The organism is Paenibacillus sp. P22, from assembly GCF_000469945.2.
Taxonomy (GTDB): Bacteria; Bacillota; Bacilli; order Paenibacillales; family Paenibacillaceae; genus Paenibacillus_O; species Paenibacillus_O humicus.
In genome coordinates this window covers 1-20299 of the sequence record NZ_CBRA020000012.1, presented here as the reverse complement: position 1 = coordinate 20299, position 20299 = coordinate 1, and the positions used below count along the sequence as shown (strand labels likewise).

The window sequence follows — 20299 nt, the reverse complement described above, 5'->3', positions numbered from 1 at the left end:
AGGACCTCAAAGTCATGGCTAAAAACAACATTATCGTCGTCGGCGGCGGACTCGCCGGCCTGATGGCTACAATCAAGGCGGCCGAGGCGGGCGTGCACGTCAACCTGTTCTCGCTCGTGCCGGTCAAGCGCTCCCACTCCGTGTGCGCGCAGGGCGGCATCAACGGCGCCGTCAATACAAAGGGCGAAGGGGACTCCCCATGGGAGCACTTCGACGATACCGTCTACGGAGGCGACTTCCTCGCCAACCAGCCGCCTGTCAAGGCGATGTGCGAAGCGGCCCCCGGCATCATCCACCTGATGGACCGGATGGGCGTCATGTTCAGCCGCACGCCGGAAGGCCTGCTGGACTTCCGCCGCTTCGGCGGCACGCAGTACCACCGCACGGCGTTCGCCGGCGCGACGACGGGCCAGCAGCTGCTGTACGCGCTGGACGAGCAAGTACGCCGCTGGGAGGCCGCCGGCCTCGTCAGCAAGCATGAGCATTTCGAGTTCATGGGAGCGGTCGTGGACGAGGACGGCGTCTGCCGCGGCATCACCGGCCAGGACCTGCGCACGATGGAGGTCCATTCCTTCCGCGCCGACGCGGTCATCCTGGCGACAGGCGGCCCCGGCATCATTTTCGGCAAGACGACCAACTCGGTCATCAATACGGGCACGGCAGCCAGCGCGGTGTACCAGCAAGGCGTCCACTACGCCAACGGCGAGATGATCCAGATCCACCCGACGGCCATTCCGGGCGACGACAAAAACCGTCTCATGTCCGAATCGGCGCGCGGCGAAGGCGGCCGCATCTGGACGTACAAGGACGGCAAGCCTTGGTACTTCCTCGAGGAGAAATACCCGGCTTACGGCAACCTCGTGCCGCGCGACATCGCGACCCGCGAGATCTTCTCCGTATGCGTCGACCAGAAGCTCGGCATCAACGGCGAGAATATGGTCTACCTCGATCTTTCCCATAAGGATCCCAAGGAGCTCGACGTCAAGCTCGGCGGCATCATCGAGATCTACGAGAAGTTCGTCGGCGACGATCCGCGCAAGCTGCCGATGAAGATCTTCCCGGCGGTCCACTATTCGATGGGCGGCATGTGGGTCGACTACAACCAGATGACCAACATCCCGGGCCTGTTCGCCTGCGGCGAATGCGAGTACCAGTACCATGGAGCGAACCGTCTCGGCGCGAACTCCCTGCTGTCCGCCATTTTCGGCGGGATGGTGACGGGACCTAAGGCTGTGGAATATATCAAAGGACTTAAAAAGTCCGCGGAAGACGTGTCTTCCAGCATCTTCGACCGCGAAGTGAAGCTGCGCACGGACAAGTACGAGTCCATCCTCAAGATGGACGGCACGGAGAACGCCTACGTGCTGGCCAAGGAGCTCGGCGAGTGGATGACGAACAACATGACCGTCGTCCGCTACAACGACCGTCTGGAGCAGACGATCCAGAAGATCAAGGAGCTCAAGCAGCGCTACACCAACATCAACATCAACGATACGGCCCGCTGGAACAACGCCGGCGTCGCCTTCACCCGCCAGCTGTGGAACATGCTGGAGCTGTCCGAGGCGATGACCAAGGGCGCGCTGCTCCGCGACGAGAGCCGCGGCGCGCACTACAAGCCGGAGTTCCCGGAACGGGACGACGAGAAGTTCCTGAAGACGACCATCGCGAAATTCACGCCGGAAGGCCCGGAAATTTCGTACGAGGAAGTCGACACTTCGCTCATTACGCCGCGCAAGCGCGACTACTCGAGCAACAAGCACTAAGGAGGAGGGAGAACGACAATGGCAACCGAAACAGCTACCAAGACCGGTAAAATGGTCAAGTTCATTATTACCCGTCAAGATTCGCCGGATGCGGCTCCTTATACCGAAGAGTTTGAGGTTCCGTACCGCCCGAACATGAACGTCATCAGCGCCCTGATGGAAATCCAGCGCAACCCGGTAAAAGCCGACGGCGCGTCCACGACTCCGGTATGCTGGGAGTCGAACTGCCTCGAGGAAGTATGCGGAGCCTGCTCCATGGTCATCAACGGCAAGCCGCGCCAGGCGTGCAGCGCCTTGGTCGACAAGCTGGAGCAGCCGGTACGCGTCGCTCCGATGAGCACGTTCCCGGTCGTGCGCGACCTCGTCATCAACCGCGAGCGCATGTTCAATGCCCTCAAGCGCGTCAAGGCATGGATTCCGATCGACGGCACCTACGATCTCGGTCCGGGACCACGGATGGCCGAGACGAAGCGCCAATGGGCTTACGAGCTGTCCAAGTGCATGACTTGCGGCGTCTGCCTCGAGGCTTGCCCGAACGTCAACGACCGTTCCAGCTTCATCGGACCGGCGGCGATTTCCCAGGTTCGCCTGTTCAACGCCCATCCTACGGGCGAGATGAACAAAGCCGAGCGTCTGGAAACGCTGATGGACGACGGCGGCATCGAAGGCTGCGGCAACTCGCAGAACTGCGTGCGGTCCTGTCCGAAGGGCATTCCGCTTACGACGTCGATCGCCGCGATCAACCGCGACACGACGGTGCAGCTGTTCAAAAACTTCCTGGGCGTGTAATCGCCCCGCAATACGAAAGACCCCGTACCGGTCGCCGGTACGGGGTCTTTTTGTTCTTTCCTGTCTGGTATAGAACTGGCCGGTTTGTTCTAAAGCTTTTTGTTGCCGGCCTGGTTGCGGAGCTTGCCGGTACCGGTTCTGTTCCCTAAGGGTTTTTCGTTCATGCGCGGAGCCGCGTATTTCCATCCGGCTCATGCAAGCTCCTTGGCTGAGGCGCTTATACGGGAGCCGGCGCACCGAGAAGCTTGGCGATATGGCTCTCGATCTTCTCCGGCTTGTCGGTCGGCGCGAAGCGCTTGACGATGCGGCCTTCCTGGTCGACCAGGAACTTGGTGAAATTCCACTTGATCGCCTTGGAGCCGAGGAAGCCTCTGGCGTTCTCGGTCAGATAACGGAAGAGAGGATGGGCGCCGCTCCCGTTGACGTCGACTTTGGCGAACAGCGGAAACGTGACGCCGAAATTGATTTTGCATGCTTCCTGGATCTGGTCGTTGTCGCCGGGTTCCTGGTTGGCGAACTGTCCGCATGGAAAGCCGAGAACGGCCAGCCCCTTGTCCCCGTATGTCTGATGAAGCTTCTCCAGCCCGTCGAACTGAGGCGCCAGGCCGCACTTGGTCGCCGTATTGACGATCAGCATCACTTGGCCTCTGTACCGCTCCAGCGTCTCCTTGGCGCCGCGCGCCGTCTCGACTTCAATATCATAAATAGACATCGGTATCGCCTCCATCCATCTTCTCACTCTAATTAGATTGTATGCAATTTAAATGAAGCTGTCAACCATGCATACCCGATCGGTTCAAAAGATGAAACAAGCGGCCCTTTCCTGTAGAGGAAGGGCCGCTTGGCTGATCCCGCAATCGGATTTGCAGGTGTTGGAGGAAGGGCTAAGGAGCGGAAGTATCCGACAAGGCAGCCCGGATGAACTGCAAGGAATTGTCCAGCCTGGTCGTATCGCTGCGGATGCCGGCTATGAAGCGGCCGCCCTCCAGGCCCATGCTTTTGACGAGAGGGCTGTCCGTGACATCGACGCCGTACACATGCTGCTCGTTCGGAGTATCCTGTGCAGCCGCGCTCAAGGCATGGGCGTCGTTGTATTCGGAGCCGAGCGCATCCTTATGGGTCTCCAGAGGGAGAAGGGCGTTCTGGGAAGCCAGCTTGTCGAAGCTGGCGCGATCCATCAAGTAGACGTCGTCCTTGTTCGTGATGAGATCGAGAACGCTCTTCTGGACCATGGCCATGTCCTGCCCGGACATGGGATCGGCCGGTACGTAGGTGAGATGGACGATCACTCGCTTCCAATCCGGGAACCGGCTCACAAGCTGCTGCTCGGCTGTCGTCACGTCGCTTCCGGCGGGCGAGCCGAATTCGCCGAAATAGGAGAGAGCCAGGGCGGCCGGAGGAAGCTTGGCCAGCTCGGCCTGCTCCTCCTTATGGTTCAGGTAAGCGTTGATGCCGTACACGACGGCGGCGATCAGCACGATCGCGCCCAGCAAGTGAAACTTATAATAGCTGAAGAAGTGGTCCACCTTTTGCGCGGATCCCGCCATTCCCTTGTATTTTCCGTACGCCTTCTTGTTGTACTCTTCCCGCGCCGCCGTTTCCTCGTGCTCCAGGATCGTCCGGTACGCCGCATTGATCGTCTCGAGGCTCGGAGATCCTGCCGCTTCGCCGTCCCCGCCGCGGCCTTGCTGGCTGCGGGCCCTGCGCAGCAGCAAGGAGTATTTTTTCTCGACTTCTTCCTTGGAAGCGTTGTCGGGCAGTCCCAAGTCCCTGTATGCCTGCTTGATCGTATCCATGCCTCACCCTCACTGTCCGCTATTGATGTCCATTCTAGTATAAGCTCCCGCAGGTACGGATTTCCACCATCGAGCGGAACTAGAGGGGATGGGGATGGAGCCCGAAACAGCAAAAAAGCCGCCCGTCGGGCGGCCAGATGGCTCGGAACGCTACATCCAATGCTCTCCCCAGTCCTGAATGGACTCGATGACAGGCTGCAGATGATGTCCTTTGTCGGTCAGCTCATATTCAATCCGTACAGGCATCTCCGGATAAACCTTGCGGTTCACGATTTGCGCCTGTTCGAGTTCCTTCATCCGATCGGTCAGCATCTTGTCGCTCATCTCCGGAATTTGTTCCTTGATTTCCTTAAACCGCTTGGGCCCGCCGAGCAGCACCCGGATGATAAGGCCCGTCCACTTTTTCCCAAGCAGCTCGATAGCGGCTTCGTACTTGGGACACATGGTGGAGTAGTCCATTCTTATCACTCCTTCTTGTGCACCCATTGTACCATATAAACTAAGGAAATGTAAGCGACTGTCCCTGAACTAATTAATTTAATATATTAACTTGACTAAAGTTAGTTAATGTTTTATGATAAGTCCAGTCAAGCAACAGACGAATACATTCTATGAAGAGGCGGGGTTCAATATGTTCGATACGGGCATTCTTATCTTAAGGGTTGTAGCGGGGCTGCTGTTCGCGGCGCATGGCACGCAGAAGCTGTTCGGCTGGTTCGGAGGCTACGGAATCAAGGGGACGGCAGGCTGGCTGGAGTCGCTCGGCGCCAAGCCCGGCGTGCTGATGGCGGTGCTGGCGGGGCTCTCGGAGCTGCTGGGAGGGCTGCTGCTGGCGCTTGGTCTATGGGTGTGGATCGCCGCGGCGCTGATCATTATCCCGATGCTTGTCGCGATCGCGAAGGTTCACGGAGCGAACGGCATCTGGGCGACGTCCAACGGCTACGAGTACAATCTCGTTCTCATCGCGATCGCGCTGGCTGTCGCATTCACCGGCGCAGGAGCCTATTCCATCGACGCCATCTTGAGCTGACCATCATCCGAATGGCCTCTTCTTGTCCGGCAGCCGGTTACGCTGGCGCTGGCAGGAAGAGGCTTTTTTGTCCTGAAATGCCGGATGAACCCCGCAACTTTTCCAGCTCCGCTGCGTCTTTGGACTAGAACGGACAAAAAAACGATTTGCCGGACCGAAGCGGTCCTGTATAATAGACAGACATTTGACGGGGGTGAACCGTCAGAAAGCGAGGTGCGGCGATGGCAGACGACTGGGGCTTTTTCGAACGCCAATCCGAGGACAAGGAATTGATGAGGATCCTTGTCAATTGCGCCTGGAAACAGGATGCGCACCCGCCGGGCTTGAACCAGCTGTTGTCGATCACAATCAACCTCTACTCCATCCGCAGCCGGCATAAGAACAAGGAAAGCATGATATCCGAGCTGGAGAGGATGGAGCATGAGCTGGAAGAGGCCGTGCAAGCGGGAGGGAATTCCGTCTATATCGGACGCATCAATACGCCGAGAAGGCTTGAATATTATTATTACATGGAGAGCGGAGCGTCGCTGGAGCCGCTGCAGAAGCTGTTGTCGTCAAGAAGCGGCAGCAGGCTGATGCATTACGTCAAGCCGGATTCCGACTGGGAGTTTTACCGGTATTTGCTGCCGGACACGCTCGAGGAGCTGTTCATCCACAATGCCCAAATGGTGTACGCGCTGCTGAACCGGGGGGATGATATCCGGAGGCCGCGCAATGTGTATCATTGGCTGCTCTTCCGCGATCATGACGGCCGCAAGCTGATGCGGATGAAGCTGGAAACGATGGGGTACCGGATCGAAGAAGGCAAGAGCGGGGAGCCGGAGCCCGAATACCCGTACCCTCTCGTCATCAGCCGCTTCGAGGACGTCAGGCTGGAGACCGTCAACGGACGGGTCGACGAGCTGTACCGGATGATCGGGGCGGGCGGCGGCAAATACGACGGCTGGGGATCGGTCATGAAGCTTACCGCTTCTTACCGGATCAAGGCTTGGTGGAAAAAGTGGCTCGGCTCGTTCTCGGCCGCTTGCCGTCCCAAAAGCTGAAGATGCGCAGGGCGGCATTAGTTGCCGTCTGCCTTATAGCTTGATCACGAAGAGGCCTGCCAGGAGGCAGGCAAAGGCGAGCCATTGCAGCCTTGTCAGGCGTTCCCGGTACAGCAGGATCGAGCCGGCCGCCACGACAAGGCTGTTTGTCGCGAAGATGGGAGCGGCTATGCCGGCTTTGCCGGTCTCGAGCGCCCAGGCATAGAGCTGGAGTCCCCCATAGGAGAACAATCCCGCAAGCAGGCCGAGACGGAGGCCGATGCTCCATTCATCGGCAGAGAATTGCGGAGCTGCGCTGCCGGTCTTCCGGCCGGAGCGCTCCTTGAGGGCGGCTGCCGCAAACCAGAGCAGCGAAAGGAAGTAGCCGGTCAAGAGAACGGAGGAGGAGGGCAGGCCGAGCTCGCTCGTCACCTTCAAGCCTCCGTTGCGGAAGCTGAACAGAACGACGGCCGCCCCCGTATACAGGAACCAGCGCCGGTCTCCGATCGAGAGCGGCTCCGAGCGGCGCAAGGCAATCAGCACTGCCGCTGCCAGCAGCAGGACGATTCCGGCCGCTTCCCAGCCTCCAAGCGGCTCTCCGTAGATCCATACCGACATCGCCACGACAAGGACGATGTTGAGGTTCGTAATCGGCGAGGTGAGACTGGCCGGGCCGTAGCGCAGCGCCTGCATGAAAACGACGTTGCCCCAGGCGGAGCCGGCTCCGACAACCGCTCCTGCGACCCAGGCTTTCCAGCCGAGCGCGTCCGTCCAGCTTCCGTCCGCCACGCATTGGAAGAGAAAGCCGGCCGTTCCTGTCGCGTACAATCCCAGTAGGAGGGAGGTGCTGCTCCCTCCGCGCATTTGGGATACTTTCATCCACCAGCCGGCGAGGCCGAATACGGCCGCGCTGCCGATCGAGATCAGAAGCCATATTGCAGGGGCTGTCATGAGGGTCGGTGCTCCTTTGCTGCCTGTATGGGAGTGGGAAACAGAATCTGTTACACAAATGAAATATTCCTGTCACGCCGCTATTACAATCAGGGGTTAAGATAGTGACATGACCCCCTTTTAATAAATATACTTGGGACCTTCCTTATGGGAGGTCCACTTTTTTTTGCCCTCTTGAAGGGAGGGGCGGCATGGACTGGCAATTACAGTCTACCATGCGGAGCCGGCTGAATCATACGGGCTTTGATGCCGACCGCATTGAGGCTGCTCCCGTCAGCCCCACCCGAGCGTATCCGACGCAAGCGAGAGCAGGAGCAGAGCGCACATGGCCGCGCCGGTCCACAGTTTGCGGCTGCGGATTATCGATGCGTTGCCGGCAGCGGGCAGAGAGCGCACATACAGGATGGCGCCGACAGTCACCAGTGCAAGCTCGGCGGCCATGCTTATCGACGGCCATTGCCACAATCCGAGACCGAGGAGCGGCAGGTCTCCAGCATTTCCGGGGAAAATCGGCATGTCTGCGCGGTGCATGGCGAGGTCAAGCACCCAGTGGCTCAAGACGACGGCGCCGATCGTCCAGCCGCCCCTGCGGCCCCATTTCAGGGAAGCGAGCCATCCGACAATCAGAGCAAGGAGCAAGGTGCCGACCAGCGAGTGCGTATAATCCGCATGAATAATGAAGCCGCCGTAACCATCGGCGCCTGGGACAGCCTCCAACGTTTCCTTGCCCGTCAGAAGGAAGGGAACGAAAAGCACGTCGAGCAGCTGCGTGCCCAGCATGAGCGTCCAAAGAGGAACCTGAGGAGTTTTGGCTTTAACGGCTGCGGCTAATCCGAAATGTCCGGCGAACATATTTCCTCACCCCTTTTCTTGAATAGAAGCACGTCTTATCCGGGCATCCGCCCAACCCATTCCGACCGTAAACAAGAGCATGAACACAATGAAGCTCATCGTGGAAATCCTCCTCTTTACTAAAACTAATACCTTTAGTTTTACTATAACTAATTATATTAGTTTTTGCAATCCTTTCCAGAAAAAGATTTGTCAAGGCTTGTCCAATAAAAAATAGAGCCCCTAAGGGCTCGAAAACAGACAGATCGGTAAGACAGATCAAAGCTGAACATAAAAGCTTGAATCCTTCCATGGCTCTTGGCATGTTCGATTCGTTGAAGGCTGCGGAATGCCTGGTCCGTTGAAGGCTGCGGGAATGCCTGATCCGTTGAACATTGTTGGGAACGCTTGCGGAGAAGCGTCAGCTGATCAAAGAGGCACCGCCACGGGCTGCTTCTGCCGATAGAAGAACCATTCCCGGAAACCGATCGATTTCAGCAGGGCGCGGACTTCCTCGAAGTCGTCTCCGACCCGCGAGGGCACATGGGAATCCGAGCCGAAGCTGCATGTGACGCCGAAGTAATGAGCTCTTTCCAGAATTTCGTTGGACGGGTACCAGCCGCCGACCGTTTTCGTTTTGCCGGAGGTGTTGATCTCGATCGACGCCCCGCTTCCGGCGATAGCCTGCAGAGCCAAGTCGATGCTCTCGGAAGCAGGGATGCCGGAGAAGGCGGGATAATATCCCTTCATCGCGTCGATATGGCCGAGCACCTGGAACATGCCGCTGACGGCCGATTGGCGGATCAGCTCATAATACTCGCGCTTCTGCTCGGCCTGCGCCGATTGCGACAATCCCTTCCAGCGGGTTTTGTTGAAGATGCTTTTGCCTGACGTGAAATGGACCGAGCCGATGATATAGTCGAACGGATAGGCTTCGTAAGCCTTGCGGTATGTATCGGCATGCTCCGGAAAGAAATCCGACTCCATGCCCAGCAGCACTTCGATCCTGCCTTCGTATTTGGCCTTCAGGGCCAGCACTTCCTCGACGTAGCCCGGCAGAGAGCTGCGGGCCATCGCAATGCCCGGCTCGGGATGGTCTTCTTCGCTGCCGAAGTAGGGGGAATGGTCGGAGATGCCGATCGCACCGATTCCGGCGTCGATCGCGGCGCGGATATAGTCCTCGATGCTTCCTTCGGCATGGCCGCAGCGGCTGTGATGGGTGTGCAGATCGAATTTCATGTGATCGTTTCCTCCTCAAGCTCGTATCGGATTCAAAGCAAATCTATTGGACTACTCGCTGCTGATGAACTGCGCTTCGGGCATGCCCTTGAGATCGCTCAGGAACTGCTGCATGGCGGAGTTCAAATATCTTCCCGACTTGTAGACGACGCCGATCGGATGGGTGACCTCCAGCTCCGTCACCCGGATCATCCGCAGCGTGCCCGCCCGGAGCTCGTTGGCGATGGACAGGTTGGAGACGATCGCGGCTCCCAGGTTGATCTCGACCATCCGCTTGACCTCCTCGCTGCTGGACAGCTCCATCACGATATTGGGAATGATGCCGTTCTTGGAGAAGATGCGGTCGACGAAGCGCCTGCCGAGCGTATCGGGAGACAGCATGATCAGCGGAATGTCCTTCAACTTGTCGATGGAGGCATGCTTGAGCTCGGCCAGCGGATGCGCGGGGGATACGACAAGCTCGAAAGTATCATAGTAAAGAGCCGACGTCTGCAGATTCGGATTCTTTTCGGACAGGTAAGTAATCCCCAGATCCACGCTGCCTTTCTCCACGCTGGCCATGACCTGGGAGGACGGCATCGAATGGATTGTCGTCTTGATCAGCGGGAACTGGTTCTGGAAGTAGGACAGCACCCGCGGCAGAATCTGGATGGCGATGGAGCTCGTCGTCCCGAGCACGATATGGCCTTGCGGGATATGGTTCAGGTCGGACAGCTTCTGCTTCAGCTCTTCGACGATGGACAGGATGCGCACGGCATGGTCAAGGAACACCTGTCCCCGGTCCGTCAAAGTCACAGGCTGGTTGCGGTCTACCAGCACCGTCTTGAATTCCTCCTCCAGGCTCTTGATCTGGGCCGATACGGCCGGCTGGGTCAGGTTGAGCTGCTCCCCGGCCTTGCGGAAGCTCATCGTCTTGGAGATGGTGAGCAGCGTTTCGAGCTGGCTGATATTCAGAGGTTTCCCTCCTTTTGATAAGAGTTTTTTATCATTTCTTCTTAGTATATAGAAGAGAGCAGGGCGGGTAAAGCTTCCGGAAATTTACAATAAGTTGACCTCCAGCGCTTGCTCCTTCAGCAGGAAAAGGTTTTCGGACGGCGAAGCTGTTGCATACGGCCGCCTGCCCGGAGCCGAATCGGAGGAGGATTGCATTCCTTATGGACAAAAAGGCTGTCAGGGGCTGGATCTTGTACGATTGGGCCAACTCCGCGTTTGCTACGACGATGATTGCGGCCGTCATGCCGGTATATTACGACAAGGTCGCGGGAAAAGGCCTTGAAGGCTCGCTGGCTTCCGTCTACTGGGCCAACACCCAGAGCATCGCCATGCTGTTCGTCGCGCTGCTGTCGCCGCTCGCGGGAGCTGCGGCCGACCTGCTCGGCTCAAAGCTGCGGTTCCTGATCGCGTTCACCCTGCTGGGAGCCGTTCCGAGCTCGCTGATGGCTTTTGCCGGAGAAGGAGACTGGTTCCTCGCCTCCTGCCTGCTCGTTCTCGGCATCATCGGCTTCACGACCGGCGGCACCTTCTATGACGCTCTTCTGCGCGACGGCATCCCGGAAAATGACCGGCACAAGGTAAGCGCTCAAGGTTATGCGATGGGATATGCGGGCGGAGGGCTGCTGCTCGCCGTCAATATCCTCATGATCCAGAAGCCCGAGTGGTTCGGCTTCGCCGATTCGACGGCCGCCACCAAAGCTTCGTTCGTGACGGTCGGCATCTGGTGGCTGCTGTTCTCGCTGCCCCTTTTCCTGAACTGGAAGGAGCCTCGTCCGGAGCGGATGTCGGGACCGGCGCTGAGGAGGGTAGGCCGGACGGCCTGGCAATCCATGCGGCGCCTGGGCGAAACGCTGCGCTCGCTGAAGAGGTACCCCGAGCTGCTCAAATACATGATCGCCTTCTGGTTTTTCAACGACGGCATCAGCACGGTCATCGTCATGGCGACGATCTACGGCTCCAGCATCGGCATCGAATCGAGCGATCTCATCCTGGCTCTGCTGATTACCCAGTTCACGGGCCTGCCGGCGACGCTGCTGTTCGGGCGGCTTGTATCCCGATTCGGCGCCAAGCGGATGCTGATGTACTCCCTGGCTGTGTATCTGGTCATCGTCGTGCTTGGCTATTTCATGACGAACCAGCTGCATTTCTACATCCTGGCGTTCATGGTCGGCCTTGTCCAGGGCGGCAGCCAGTCGGCCGCGCGCTCGCTGTATGCGGGACTTCTACCGGCAGGCAGATCCGGCGAATGGTTCGGATTCCTCGCCCTTTCCAGCAAGTTCACCTCCATGCTCGGCCCGCTCGTCTTTTCGATTGTCGGCACGCTGACAGGCTCGAGCCGGACGGCGATATTGTCGGTTGCGGCTTTCTTCCTGATCGGAATGGTCCTGCTGTCGCTGGTCGACTTCGTCAAGGGAGCGCTTCAAGCGGAACAAGCGGAGCTTCCAGGCGCGGCTGCAGGAGGCAGCGGCTTCGGAGCCTAGCTCCGTGCGGAAGCGGCCGTCCGGCGCTCCTTGCTCATCATTCCCGAAAACAGCAAACCCCTTGCACGGCTGCACTTAAGCAGCTCTCATGCAAGGGGTTTGCTTCGTCTTCGGGGACCGGCCGCTCTCATCACAGCCACTCTTTCTTGCGGAACAGGAACAGCATGCCGCCGCCCAGCATAAGCATGAAGCCCATGATGAGGTAGAAGCCGTAATAGAAATGCTCTCCCGGCAGATGGGCGAAGTTCATGCCGTAGATGCCGGTAATGAACGTCAGCGGCATGAAGATCGTCGTCAGCGCCGTGAACACGCGCATGATCTCGTTGGCGCGGCTGGACAGGCTGGACTGGTAAGCCTCGCGCAAGTTCGCCATGAGGTCGCGGTACGTATCAAACGTCTCGGTGATCTTGACCGCATTCTCGTAGATGTCGCTGAAGTACTTCTGCAGCTGGTCGTCGATCAGGCGCAGATCCTTTTTGTTCAGCGTGGCGATGACGTCGCGTTGAGGGCCGAGCACCTTCTTGAGCCAGAGAATTTCGCTGCGCAGGCCGATGATCTCGCCGAGATGCGATTTTTTCGTATGCATGAGAATGTCTTCCTCGAGGCTCTCGATGCGCGCCTCGATCCGGTCGCCGACGAGGAAGTAATTGTCCACGACAAGGTCGACGAGATGGTACAGGAAGCGGTCGGGACGGTTGACGTCCTGCTCCCACAGAATCGGCTTCAGGGAACGCAGCTCGTTGATCTTCTGCTTCGTGACGGTGATGATGTAATGCCTGCCGAGAAACATGTTGAGCGCCCGGAGGAAGATCTCCTCGTCATCGAACCTGATGCTGTTGATAACGATAAAATAATGGCCTTCGTACAGCTCGATCTTCGGGCGCTGCTCCTCCTCGCTCAGACAGTCCTCGACGGCCAGGTCGTGGAGGCCGAACAGCGGCTGGAGGACGGCAAGATCCTCGACGTCCGCGTCGATCCAGTAGAAGCCCTCAAGGGGCGGCGCAAGCGTTGCTTGCAAATCTTCGACGGGGGCGAACACCCCGTTGTTGACCATGCGGATTTTCATGGCTTATTCTCCTCTCGCGGAAGAACGAGCAGGAGCCGGATGCCGCAGCCGTTGGCGGCGGGCGGAGAAGAGCCTGCAGGGCAGGAAGATCAACGTCCACGCAAGGCGGGGTCCGACTTGTCGTCTTCTTGGTGTTGGGTTTGCTGTTCGTTGCTAGAGGCTGGCGTAGGCCCTTCGCCTTCCATGGCGTTTCACTCCTTGTTCCCCTCGGGGCAGTATGAAAGTCTTGTCTAGTATACTCTTTAGGACAGGATGGACTCAAGGAAATTCAGACGGGAAAAATCGGCTGCAGCCGCTCTCTCCGCCGGCTTGTTCGTGCAGTGTATGCGGAAGGGGGGAAGGGGGTTCCGGAGCGCTCGCCGGCAAGCAGGGAAACCTGGAAAGAAAGCAGCGGGAACCCCTTGAGCAGAAAGCCGATGCCCAAGGCAGATCGGGAAGGACGGAGGGCTGGCCGCCCCATGCCGAATGGAATGCCGATCGCCTGTGCCGCAAAAGGATGTACGGAAACTGCACCGCATGGAAAATAGAAGCGCAGCCAAAAAACCGGAACCCCGCCAAGAGGCGGAAATTCCGGCTGCGTTCATGGAATTGGGACGGCGGAGATCGGCTTAGCTGCCGAGTAGCCGCAGCAGCAGGACGGCCGCTTGCGCGCGCGTGGCAGGCTGCGCCGGGGCGAGCATTCTGTCCGGAAGCCCGGACAGAATGCCCGCTTGCAGCAGGCCGGCGAGGGAGATCCGGGCATAAGGGGCGGTTTTGCCGCCGTCCTTGTATGCGCCCAGAAGGGAAGCGGTCTCTGCTGCGTCCGGTTCCTCGAACGTGCCGAGCAGCAGCAGAGCACGCATCGCCATGACGGCGAGCTCCTGTCGGGTCAGCGCCCTGGACGGCTCGAAGGCTCCGCCGCCGGTGCCCGAGATCAGGCCTGCTTCGGCGGCAGCGGCAACGGCCTGGCTGTACCAGGAGTCTGCGGGAACATCCTTGAACGGCGCCTTGCCCGCGGCGGATGCCGATGCTTCGGGAAGCTTCAGGGCGCGGTGCAGCAGGACTGCAAACTCGGCACGCGTCACGGCGCGGTTCGGCTCGAAGGCGCCGGCAAGGGAGCCGCGGACGATATCCAGCGCGGCGAGCCTGCTGATGTCGGCGGCAGCCCAAGGCGCATCCGCAAGATCGGTGAACGGGCGGCCGCTGCCGGCCGATCCGCCCGGTGGAGAAGCGGAAGGCGCGGGAGCCGATGACGGCGCAGGAACCGCCGATGGGGCAGGCGAAGCGCCCGGAGTCGGATTCGGCGTCCAAGCCGGTCCGGGAGCCGGCGTCGCAGTAGGCTCCGTACTCGGAGTCGGATCGGCGCTTGGCGAAGGTTCCGTAGGGAACGTAGAGTTCATCCCGCTGATCCGCGAGCGCTACGATCTGGTTGTGGTCAAAAAGCCGGAAAACTCTCCGTGGATCGGCAAGCTGATGGATATTCTTCAATCGGAAGCTTTCCGAAGGGAACTGGGCGCCATTACGGGCTGCGACAGCTCCGAGACGGGCAAGGTGTGGCTGGATTCCTGAACCGGAGTTCGGTCCGGCAGCCTTTGACGGTCCACACATCGCTATCGGCACATCACTGAAAAGCAGCAGAACTGCCGGCTCCCATGCGGGAAGAGCTTTTTGAGGAGAAGCTTCCCGATAGCTTCGGGATAAAGACGGTCTTGAAAGGAGCGCCATAAGTCCATGACTTATTCGGATCTGATCAAGTCTTACATCCATGATTTGCAGAAATACACGGCGGAGCAGCTCCGGTTCAAATTCTCGGAAGAGGTCTGGTCGCTCGGCCAGATGTACGATCATATGATCGCTGCGGCCCTTGATTATTTGGATCAAGTGGAGAAATGCGCTTCCGGAGGCGAGAAGGAGCAGGCAGTGAAGACGGAGGCGGGCGAGCGGCTGTTTGCGCTCGGTAGCTTCCCGCCGGTGAAAATCAAGCTGCCTGACGGGCCGGCCAACTCGCCTTGCAACTCGGACAGCAAGGAGGAGCTGGCACGCAGGCTGGAGCATGTACTGGAACGGATGCAGGAATGGGAGAAAAAGCTGAATCGGATCCATCCGGACAGCAAAGTCAGACATGGCGGATTCGGCTGGCTGAACGCCCGGGAGTGGTTCGAGCTGTCCGGCATGCACTTCCGTCATCATCGGGCCCAGCAGAGGGAGCTGGAACAAAGGCTTGGGCTGTAGGCCGAGCATAATGCAGAAAGAAACGGAGCAGATACGGAGCAGAAAGATACAGATAAAGTAAATCTATCGAGGCAGCTGCAAAGCGGCCGTTCAGGGATCGCTATCCCGGACGGCCGTTTTTTTCTTATGGACTGGTGCGCTAGACCGTTATGCTTATCGGGTCCAACGGATCATGATCGTCGGCAAGCGTAATGCGAGTTCGAATACGTGGACGCAGAGGCTTTCGCCGGAAATCGTTGACATTACATGGAGGGTACAGATATGATGACTTTATAAAGTTATTTATTTCAAAAGTAGAGGATTTTTTAAATCGATCATCCTCCATCAACGAGAAAGAGAGGCAGGAAGATGACCCATCCCAAACTATTCCGGCTGCTGTGGGCCGGACAAAGCCTCTCCAATCTTGCTGATGCGCTGTATCTGCTGTCGGTCATTACAATGGTCTACAAGCTGACCGGCTCGGCGCTGTTCTCCGCATTCGTGGCGCTCTGCCGGGTTGCCGGCCAGCTCACTTGCGGAATCATGGCACCGCTCATCATGGACCGGTTCCGGCTTACGTCGCTGATCAAGCTGTCCCAGCTGATGCAGGTCGCCTTGTTCGCCGTACTCGCTCTGGTGGCGGCGAATATGAGCGTCAGCGGAATTCCGATTGCTCTCCTCCTCATTGCCCTGCTGTCGTTCACGGATGGCATTACGACGCCTGTCCGCAATTCGCTCATCCCCATGTATGCAGGCAAAAACGAGCTGATGAAAGCCAACGGGCTGATGTCCACAACCGACCAGACCGTCATGCTGCTCGGATGGGCAGTGGGCGGCATCCTTGTCACCTGGCTGGGAGGCGGCACCGTCATGGGCTTGACCCTTGCCATGTATGCCGGGGCGCTTGTGCTGACCTTGCAGCTCAAGGAGCCGGCCGCTTCTTCAACGGCTTCGCTTGGCCAAAAGAAACCTGACCCGGCAGGGGAAGCCGGCTTGGAGGCGGCTGCCGGCCTGCCGGAGCTCGGCGACAGCGGAGTCCGGAGCGGCGGCCAAAAGATCGGTGCCTGGGCGTCGGTCAAGGAAGGCTGGCAAAACATTTGGCGCAACAAGACCCTGCGGCTGCTCATTGTGATGGATACCATCGAAGGCACGGTCGGGGCGGCCTGGATCGGCGCGCTCATGCTCGTCTATGCGACCGAGCAGCTGGGCAGGGGAACCGAATGGTATGGAATCATCAACGGAGGTTATTTTGCCGGCTGCATCATCGGCGGCCTGCTCATCGTTGCCTTCACCAAACGCCTGATGCGGCGGCCGGCTCTGTCCATCATGGCCGGAGCGGGTCTGATGGGCCTGATGACGCTTGGCTATGCCGCGACGGAAACGCCATGGGTCGCGCTGCTGCTGGTCATCCTCATGGGGCCGCCTCAGCAGCTCCGCGAGGTGACGCGCAGAACCGTCTTCCAGAGCGCCTGCCCTCCCGAGCAGCTCCCCAAAGTGATGAGCGCCGAAAATACGCTGGTATACTCCCTGCTCGGCCTGTCGGTCGTTCTTCTGTCCTGGATGGCGGACCGATGGGGCATCTCGGCTGTCTATGCCATGACGGGTTCCTTCTACCTGCTGACGGCCTGCCTGGCCGGACTCAACCGAAGCAGGTTCCAGGGGCAGGCTGTTGTTCGGGACGAGGCTTCCGACACCGGGCAAACATAGGGAATCTACCCGTAAAACCTTAAGGCCATCGAGCAAGAATTGCGGGGCATTTCCGGTACGGCTCTGATCTTCATAAGGGCAGGAACACACGCATTCCAGTGCTCCTCGGCGATCAGGCCTGAACCTGGATGCCTTGGGCCGCAAGCTGTTTCTTCACGTCGGCAGCGACGGATGCGCCTCTAAGCTCCAGATCGACGATAGCCTGCTTGTGGGCGAGCAGCTGCTTGGCATAACCGTTCATCATCGCCAGCGAGTTCTCCACGGCCGCGGCATCGTTCTTGCGTGCGGCGGCTCCAAAATCCTTGAGAGCGGCCGCTGCGGCGGATTCGGGAACTTTGGCAGCGGATTGGCGGGATCGGATCGAGAGAGAGAACTCGTCCATTCCTCCCAATGCCTTGCGTGCTGCGTTCATCTTGCGGGTTCGCTCTGCACGGAGAGCTTTCAGCCGATCCTCCTGGATCCGGATCTGCTGCCGGGCCAGCTGAACGGCGGCCTTCATCGTATCTGCCTGCATGCGGACGAGCTTGGCCAATTCCTTGCTGCCGTACTTGGAAGCTGCGCTAGCTTGATGGTTCATGGCCGTATAAGCCGCGTACAAAGGCTCGTAGGCGGACCTCGCCTTCTGCACGGCGGCCTCCTGCTTGGCGATGAGATCGGTGTCAATCGAAGGAATCGACTTGCGGATGGCGGCAGTATCCCGGCTGTTGCGAAGATGGAGCTCGGCGGCACGAAGGCTTCGTTCCTCCAACTGGGCGGTGAGCGAGACGTAAGCGCCATAATGGGCGTTCAATCTGGCTGCCGCAGGAGCTGCTGCGGCGGCGGCCGTCCGCTCGAAGGCGCTCTTGGCTGCGGGGCTGACGGCGAGAGAAGCGGCAGCGGCCGGGGACGGGGCCGCAAGCAGCATGAGTGCAACAACGAGGGCAGCCGCTACCGAGCCTGCGCGCCGCCAGTCCGAAGCGCGTAAAGACGGAAAAATGGTCGTCGACAATCCAATCTCCTCCTAATTCCGCACGAATGATAGAACGCGAAAAAGCACCGCAGCAAGCAGCTCTCTAGGAGAGCCGCAGGCTGCGGTGCTTCCGCATGTTCCTACACATGTCGTACGATCGTATGTTCTAAATTTAAGGCTGAGAAACGGAAATGTCAAGACAAATTTCATGAAATTGTGCGCATGCTTCTTCAATGTTCTTGCGGGCAGGTGGGACGAGGATTGTCAGGTTTGCTTGCCGTTCACGCCGGTTCAATCCTCATGCCGGGGATGGCGGCTCAAGACGACGATGGCAAGGACAGATCAAAAAGTGGCGGGTACAAGAGGCTCCTCGATCAGATGCCTGTAAAAAACCGCAGCGGACGCCGAGACGTAAGGCATCAGCCACAGCAGGCCGAGCCCGAACGGAATCACGGCCAGGATGGCCCAGCCGAGGAAGCTGAGCTGGAGCACGAAAAGCCGCCATTTATGGCCGGTCATCAGCTGCTTGCTGCGGTCCAGAGCCTCGAGCACTCCCGTCTCCGGATTGTCGGCCAGAATATAATAGGCCTGGGAGTAGCGGTATGCCGCGATAATACCGGGTATGACCAGAAGCAGCGTCCACAGAAACACGAACAACGCCATCAGGAGATAGAGCCCGAGCGCTTTGCCGTAGTAGCGGAAGCCGTCAAAGATCATTCCGACGGCGATTTCCCGCCTGCGCGCGAGCGCAAGGTAAAAGAGGGCCGAGCCGAGCGCGAGCGGACCGGCGACAAGCAGCTCGAGCAGCCCTCCGAACCTGCCGAACTCCTGCAGGATGAAGCTGACCACCACCGGAATGGCGCTGACCGCGATCGCCCGGGCCCATCTGCCGGACAGGGCGGAGCGGGCCTCCGCGCGAATCTCCGCCCGGGACGGCTGAATGTGGGAAGACATGGAATTCCCCCTTCGTGTAAGGTGAATGTCTTCCCCAGCTTATTCAACGCCGCCCGAGCTTAGAAGGCCATCTCACAGCCTGCCGTATGCCCGCAGCGTAAGCAGGCGCTGGAGCGTGACGATGCCGCGTCACTCCATCTCCGCCGCCGGACTCAAGGCAGGGAAGGACATCGGCCAGCCGCCGTCCTCCTCCTGCTCTCTCTCCATCGCATCCAGATGCTCCTCCACGGCAACATCCTCGATGAATTTCCTCGCGTAAGCGTTCGGCTCCGGCGCCCAGTCCAGCACTTTGTGGACGTAGCCTTCCGCATGGAAGTCCAAGCCGATGACGCCCGGCTTCCGCAGCCAGGCATCCAGCCGGCGCAGCAGCGGCTCGGCGCGTTCCCGGTCGGGAGCCGCGTTCAGGAAGGCGATCCAGTGGACGGCTTCGTGGTAGCCTTGCGGCTCGCGATCCGGATCCCTCTCCAGCATCCTCCACGCCGACCGTTCGGCTGCCTGGAACCAGTCTTGTCCGGCAAGCTCTGTCCAGCCGCTGCGGTAGAGGATCCCGAGCAGCGTGCCGGTCGGGTTGATAGAGGGGGCAGAGGTGTCCAGCCCTTCCCACCAGGGGGAGAGCGGCCAGCCGGCCGCGTCGCCGCGAATGATCGGCCAGCCTCCCTGGGGCAGTGAAGCGGCCTTCAGCCATCGGACGATGCCGTCCTCCAGCTGCTTGTCCCTCAGACCGGTCTCGGCGATTACATCCAAGGCGACCTCCAGCGGCACGGGCTGGCTATGCGGGCAGCGAATGTCAGGCTCAAGCGCATGGCCGAAGCCTCCATCTGGGTTTTGATAGGCTTTCAGCGCCTGCAGGACGGCTTCGGCGGAGCCTTCCTCCCAGTGGAAGCGGAAGCGGAGGCGGTCGATCAGACGGGCGTTCAGGAGCAGAAAGGAACGGGCTTTTTCGAGCGCAAAATGAGACGGCATACAGGAGTCCTCCTCGCAAATTGAGTTCGGCCCCAGTATACCGCCTTCATCCTGACAGTATGGATGTCATGAATTTCTCGGCGATCAATCGCAAAGATGCAAAAAACGGACGAAGCTGCCTTTGGTCAGGCGGCAGGTCTCGCGGATGGAGAAGCCGGCTTCCCGGATGAGCGGCTCGATCGGCTCGGTCGTCAGGATGACGGCCCGTCCCGCCAGCCGGCGCAGGGAGGCAAGCATCTCCAGCTGCTCCTCCGGCGGCGACACGGAGCAGAGATTATAGGGCATGTCGAGCAGGGCGGCGTCATAACGCCCTTCCAGGCTGCGCATGTCCGCAATCCGCACCAGCTCTTCGGGATAGCCGAAATGCCGCAGATTCTCGCGTGCCCCGACCGCTGCGAGCGGATTGAGGTCAGCGCCCCGGATGTCGATGTCCATCGAGAGAGCTTCCAGCAGCACGGTGCCGATGCCGCAGCAGGGATCGAGCGCGCGTATGCCGGGAATTTCCGGCACCGCGATGTTGACGGCGGCCCGCGCCGCCCGGGCGGGCAGCGCCGTGGAATACTGCCGCGGCTTGG

General features: G+C 59.5%; 21 protein-coding genes. 8 read left to right on the top strand and 13 right to left on the bottom strand.

Annotation, left to right across the window (positions count from 1 at the left end):
- Nucleotides 1-14 precede the first annotated feature (14 nt).
- Both sdhA and sdhB read left to right on the top strand, forming a co-directional pair.
- Nucleotides 15-1763 carry a succinate dehydrogenase flavoprotein subunit gene (gene sdhA, locus BN871_RS03845; protein ID WP_048744685.1) on the top strand — a complete coding sequence of 583 codons (1749 nt, stop codon included), beginning with the start codon at nt 15-17 and terminating at the stop codon, nt 1761-1763.
- Between the two features lie 18 nt (nt 1764-1781).
- Nucleotides 1782-2552 (top strand): succinate dehydrogenase iron-sulfur subunit, encoded by a 771-nt coding sequence (gene sdhB, locus BN871_RS03840; RefSeq protein WP_021878053.1) that lies wholly within the window; start codon nt 1782-1784, stop codon nt 2550-2552.
- A gap of 217 nt (nt 2553-2769) precedes the next feature.
- Here sdhB and BN871_RS03835 read toward each other — a convergent pair whose 3' ends face one another.
- The 3 genes from BN871_RS03835 to BN871_RS03825 form a co-directional block, all read right to left on the bottom strand.
- Nucleotides 2770-3264: a glutathione peroxidase gene (locus BN871_RS03835; RefSeq protein ID WP_048744683.1), complete on the bottom strand. Its 495-nt coding sequence runs from the start codon at nt 3262-3264 to the stop codon at nt 2770-2772.
- 172 nt (nt 3265-3436) lie between these two features.
- Nucleotides 3437-4348, bottom strand: coding sequence for a hypothetical protein (locus tag BN871_RS03830; RefSeq protein ID WP_048744681.1), 912 nt, complete (start codon nt 4346-4348; stop codon nt 3437-3439).
- A gap of 150 nt (nt 4349-4498) precedes the next feature.
- Nucleotides 4499-4807 (bottom strand): helix-turn-helix domain-containing protein, encoded by a 309-nt coding sequence (locus BN871_RS03825; RefSeq protein ID WP_048744678.1) that lies wholly within the window; start codon nt 4805-4807, stop codon nt 4499-4501.
- A 172-nt stretch (nt 4808-4979) separates the two neighbouring features.
- Here BN871_RS03825 and BN871_RS03820 point away from each other — a divergent pair, with 172 nt between their 5' ends.
- The gene (locus tag BN871_RS03820; protein WP_048744676.1) at nt 4980-5378 is read left to right on the top strand and encodes a DoxX family protein; all 399 of its coding nucleotides are present in this window, start codon (nt 4980-4982) and stop codon (nt 5376-5378) included.
- Between the two features lie 221 nt (nt 5379-5599).
- Nucleotides 5600-6421, top strand: coding sequence for a DUF695 domain-containing protein (locus BN871_RS03815; protein WP_021878049.1), 822 nt, complete (start codon nt 5600-5602; stop codon nt 6419-6421).
- A gap of 33 nt (nt 6422-6454) precedes the next feature.
- Here the strand turns inward: BN871_RS03815 and BN871_RS03810 are convergent, their stop codons facing one another.
- From BN871_RS03810 to BN871_RS03795, 4 genes are all read right to left on the bottom strand, one after another.
- Nucleotides 6455-7351: an EamA family transporter gene (locus BN871_RS03810; protein WP_232312796.1), complete on the bottom strand. Its 897-nt coding sequence runs from the start codon at nt 7349-7351 to the stop codon at nt 6455-6457.
- Between the two features lie 273 nt (nt 7352-7624).
- Nucleotides 7625-8203, bottom strand: coding sequence for a hypothetical protein (locus BN871_RS03805; RefSeq protein WP_021878047.1), 579 nt, complete (start codon nt 8201-8203; stop codon nt 7625-7627).
- Between the two features lie 408 nt (nt 8204-8611).
- Nucleotides 8612-9421 (bottom strand): histidinol-phosphatase, encoded by an 810-nt coding sequence (locus BN871_RS03800; RefSeq protein WP_021878046.1) that lies wholly within the window; start codon nt 9419-9421, stop codon nt 8612-8614.
- 51 nt (nt 9422-9472) lie between these two features.
- The gene (locus BN871_RS03795; RefSeq protein WP_048744672.1) at nt 9473-10375 is read right to left on the bottom strand and encodes a LysR family transcriptional regulator; all 903 of its coding nucleotides are present in this window, start codon (nt 10373-10375) and stop codon (nt 9473-9475) included.
- A 200-nt stretch (nt 10376-10575) separates the two neighbouring features.
- Here BN871_RS03795 and BN871_RS03790 point away from each other — a divergent pair, with 200 nt between their 5' ends.
- Nucleotides 10576-11895 (top strand): MFS transporter, encoded by a 1320-nt coding sequence (locus tag BN871_RS03790; protein ID WP_048744670.1) that lies wholly within the window; start codon nt 10576-10578, stop codon nt 11893-11895.
- Between the two features lie 130 nt (nt 11896-12025).
- Here BN871_RS03790 and corA read toward each other — a convergent pair whose 3' ends face one another.
- Together corA and BN871_RS28815 are read right to left on the bottom strand one after the other, a co-directional pair.
- On the bottom strand, nt 12026-12961 hold the full coding sequence (corA, locus tag BN871_RS03785) for a magnesium/cobalt transporter CorA (RefSeq protein WP_048744668.1): 936 nt from the start codon (nt 12959-12961) through the stop codon (nt 12026-12028).
- Nucleotides 12962-13569: 608 nt separating this feature from the next.
- On the bottom strand, nt 13570-14025 hold the full coding sequence (locus BN871_RS28815; RefSeq protein WP_048744666.1) for an S-layer homology domain-containing protein: 456 nt from the start codon (nt 14023-14025) through the stop codon (nt 13570-13572).
- 67 nt (nt 14026-14092) lie between these two features.
- Between BN871_RS28815 and BN871_RS28810 the strand changes: the two genes are divergently transcribed.
- From BN871_RS28810 to BN871_RS03765, 3 genes are all read left to right on the top strand, one after another.
- A complete protein-coding gene (locus BN871_RS28810; protein WP_048744664.1) occupies nt 14093-14509 on the top strand; it encodes a hypothetical protein in 417 nt (138 codons plus the stop codon).
- A 162-nt stretch (nt 14510-14671) separates the two neighbouring features.
- Nucleotides 14672-15172 (top strand): DinB family protein, encoded by a 501-nt coding sequence (locus BN871_RS03770; protein ID WP_021879872.1) that lies wholly within the window; start codon nt 14672-14674, stop codon nt 15170-15172.
- A 348-nt stretch (nt 15173-15520) separates the two neighbouring features.
- On the top strand, nt 15521-16858 hold the full coding sequence (locus tag BN871_RS03765; RefSeq protein ID WP_048744661.1) for an MFS transporter: 1338 nt from the start codon (nt 15521-15523) through the stop codon (nt 16856-16858).
- 112 nt (nt 16859-16970) lie between these two features.
- Here the strand turns inward: BN871_RS03765 and BN871_RS03760 are convergent, their stop codons facing one another.
- The 4 genes from BN871_RS03760 to BN871_RS03745 form a co-directional block, all read right to left on the bottom strand.
- Nucleotides 16971-17846, bottom strand: coding sequence for a hypothetical protein (locus BN871_RS03760; RefSeq protein ID WP_021882043.1), 876 nt, complete (start codon nt 17844-17846; stop codon nt 16971-16973).
- Nucleotides 17847-18149: 303 nt separating this feature from the next.
- Entirely contained in the window at nt 18150-18761 is a 612-nt protein-coding gene (locus BN871_RS03755) for a DUF975 family protein (protein ID WP_048744658.1), read from the bottom strand.
- Nucleotides 18762-18890: 129 nt separating this feature from the next.
- Entirely contained in the window at nt 18891-19724 is an 834-nt protein-coding gene (locus BN871_RS03750; RefSeq protein ID WP_048744656.1) for a hypothetical protein, read from the bottom strand.
- A gap of 84 nt (nt 19725-19808) precedes the next feature.
- On the bottom strand, nt 19809-20299 hold a 491-nt coding region (locus BN871_RS03745; protein WP_048744654.1), incomplete at its 5' end, for a TRM11 family methyltransferase.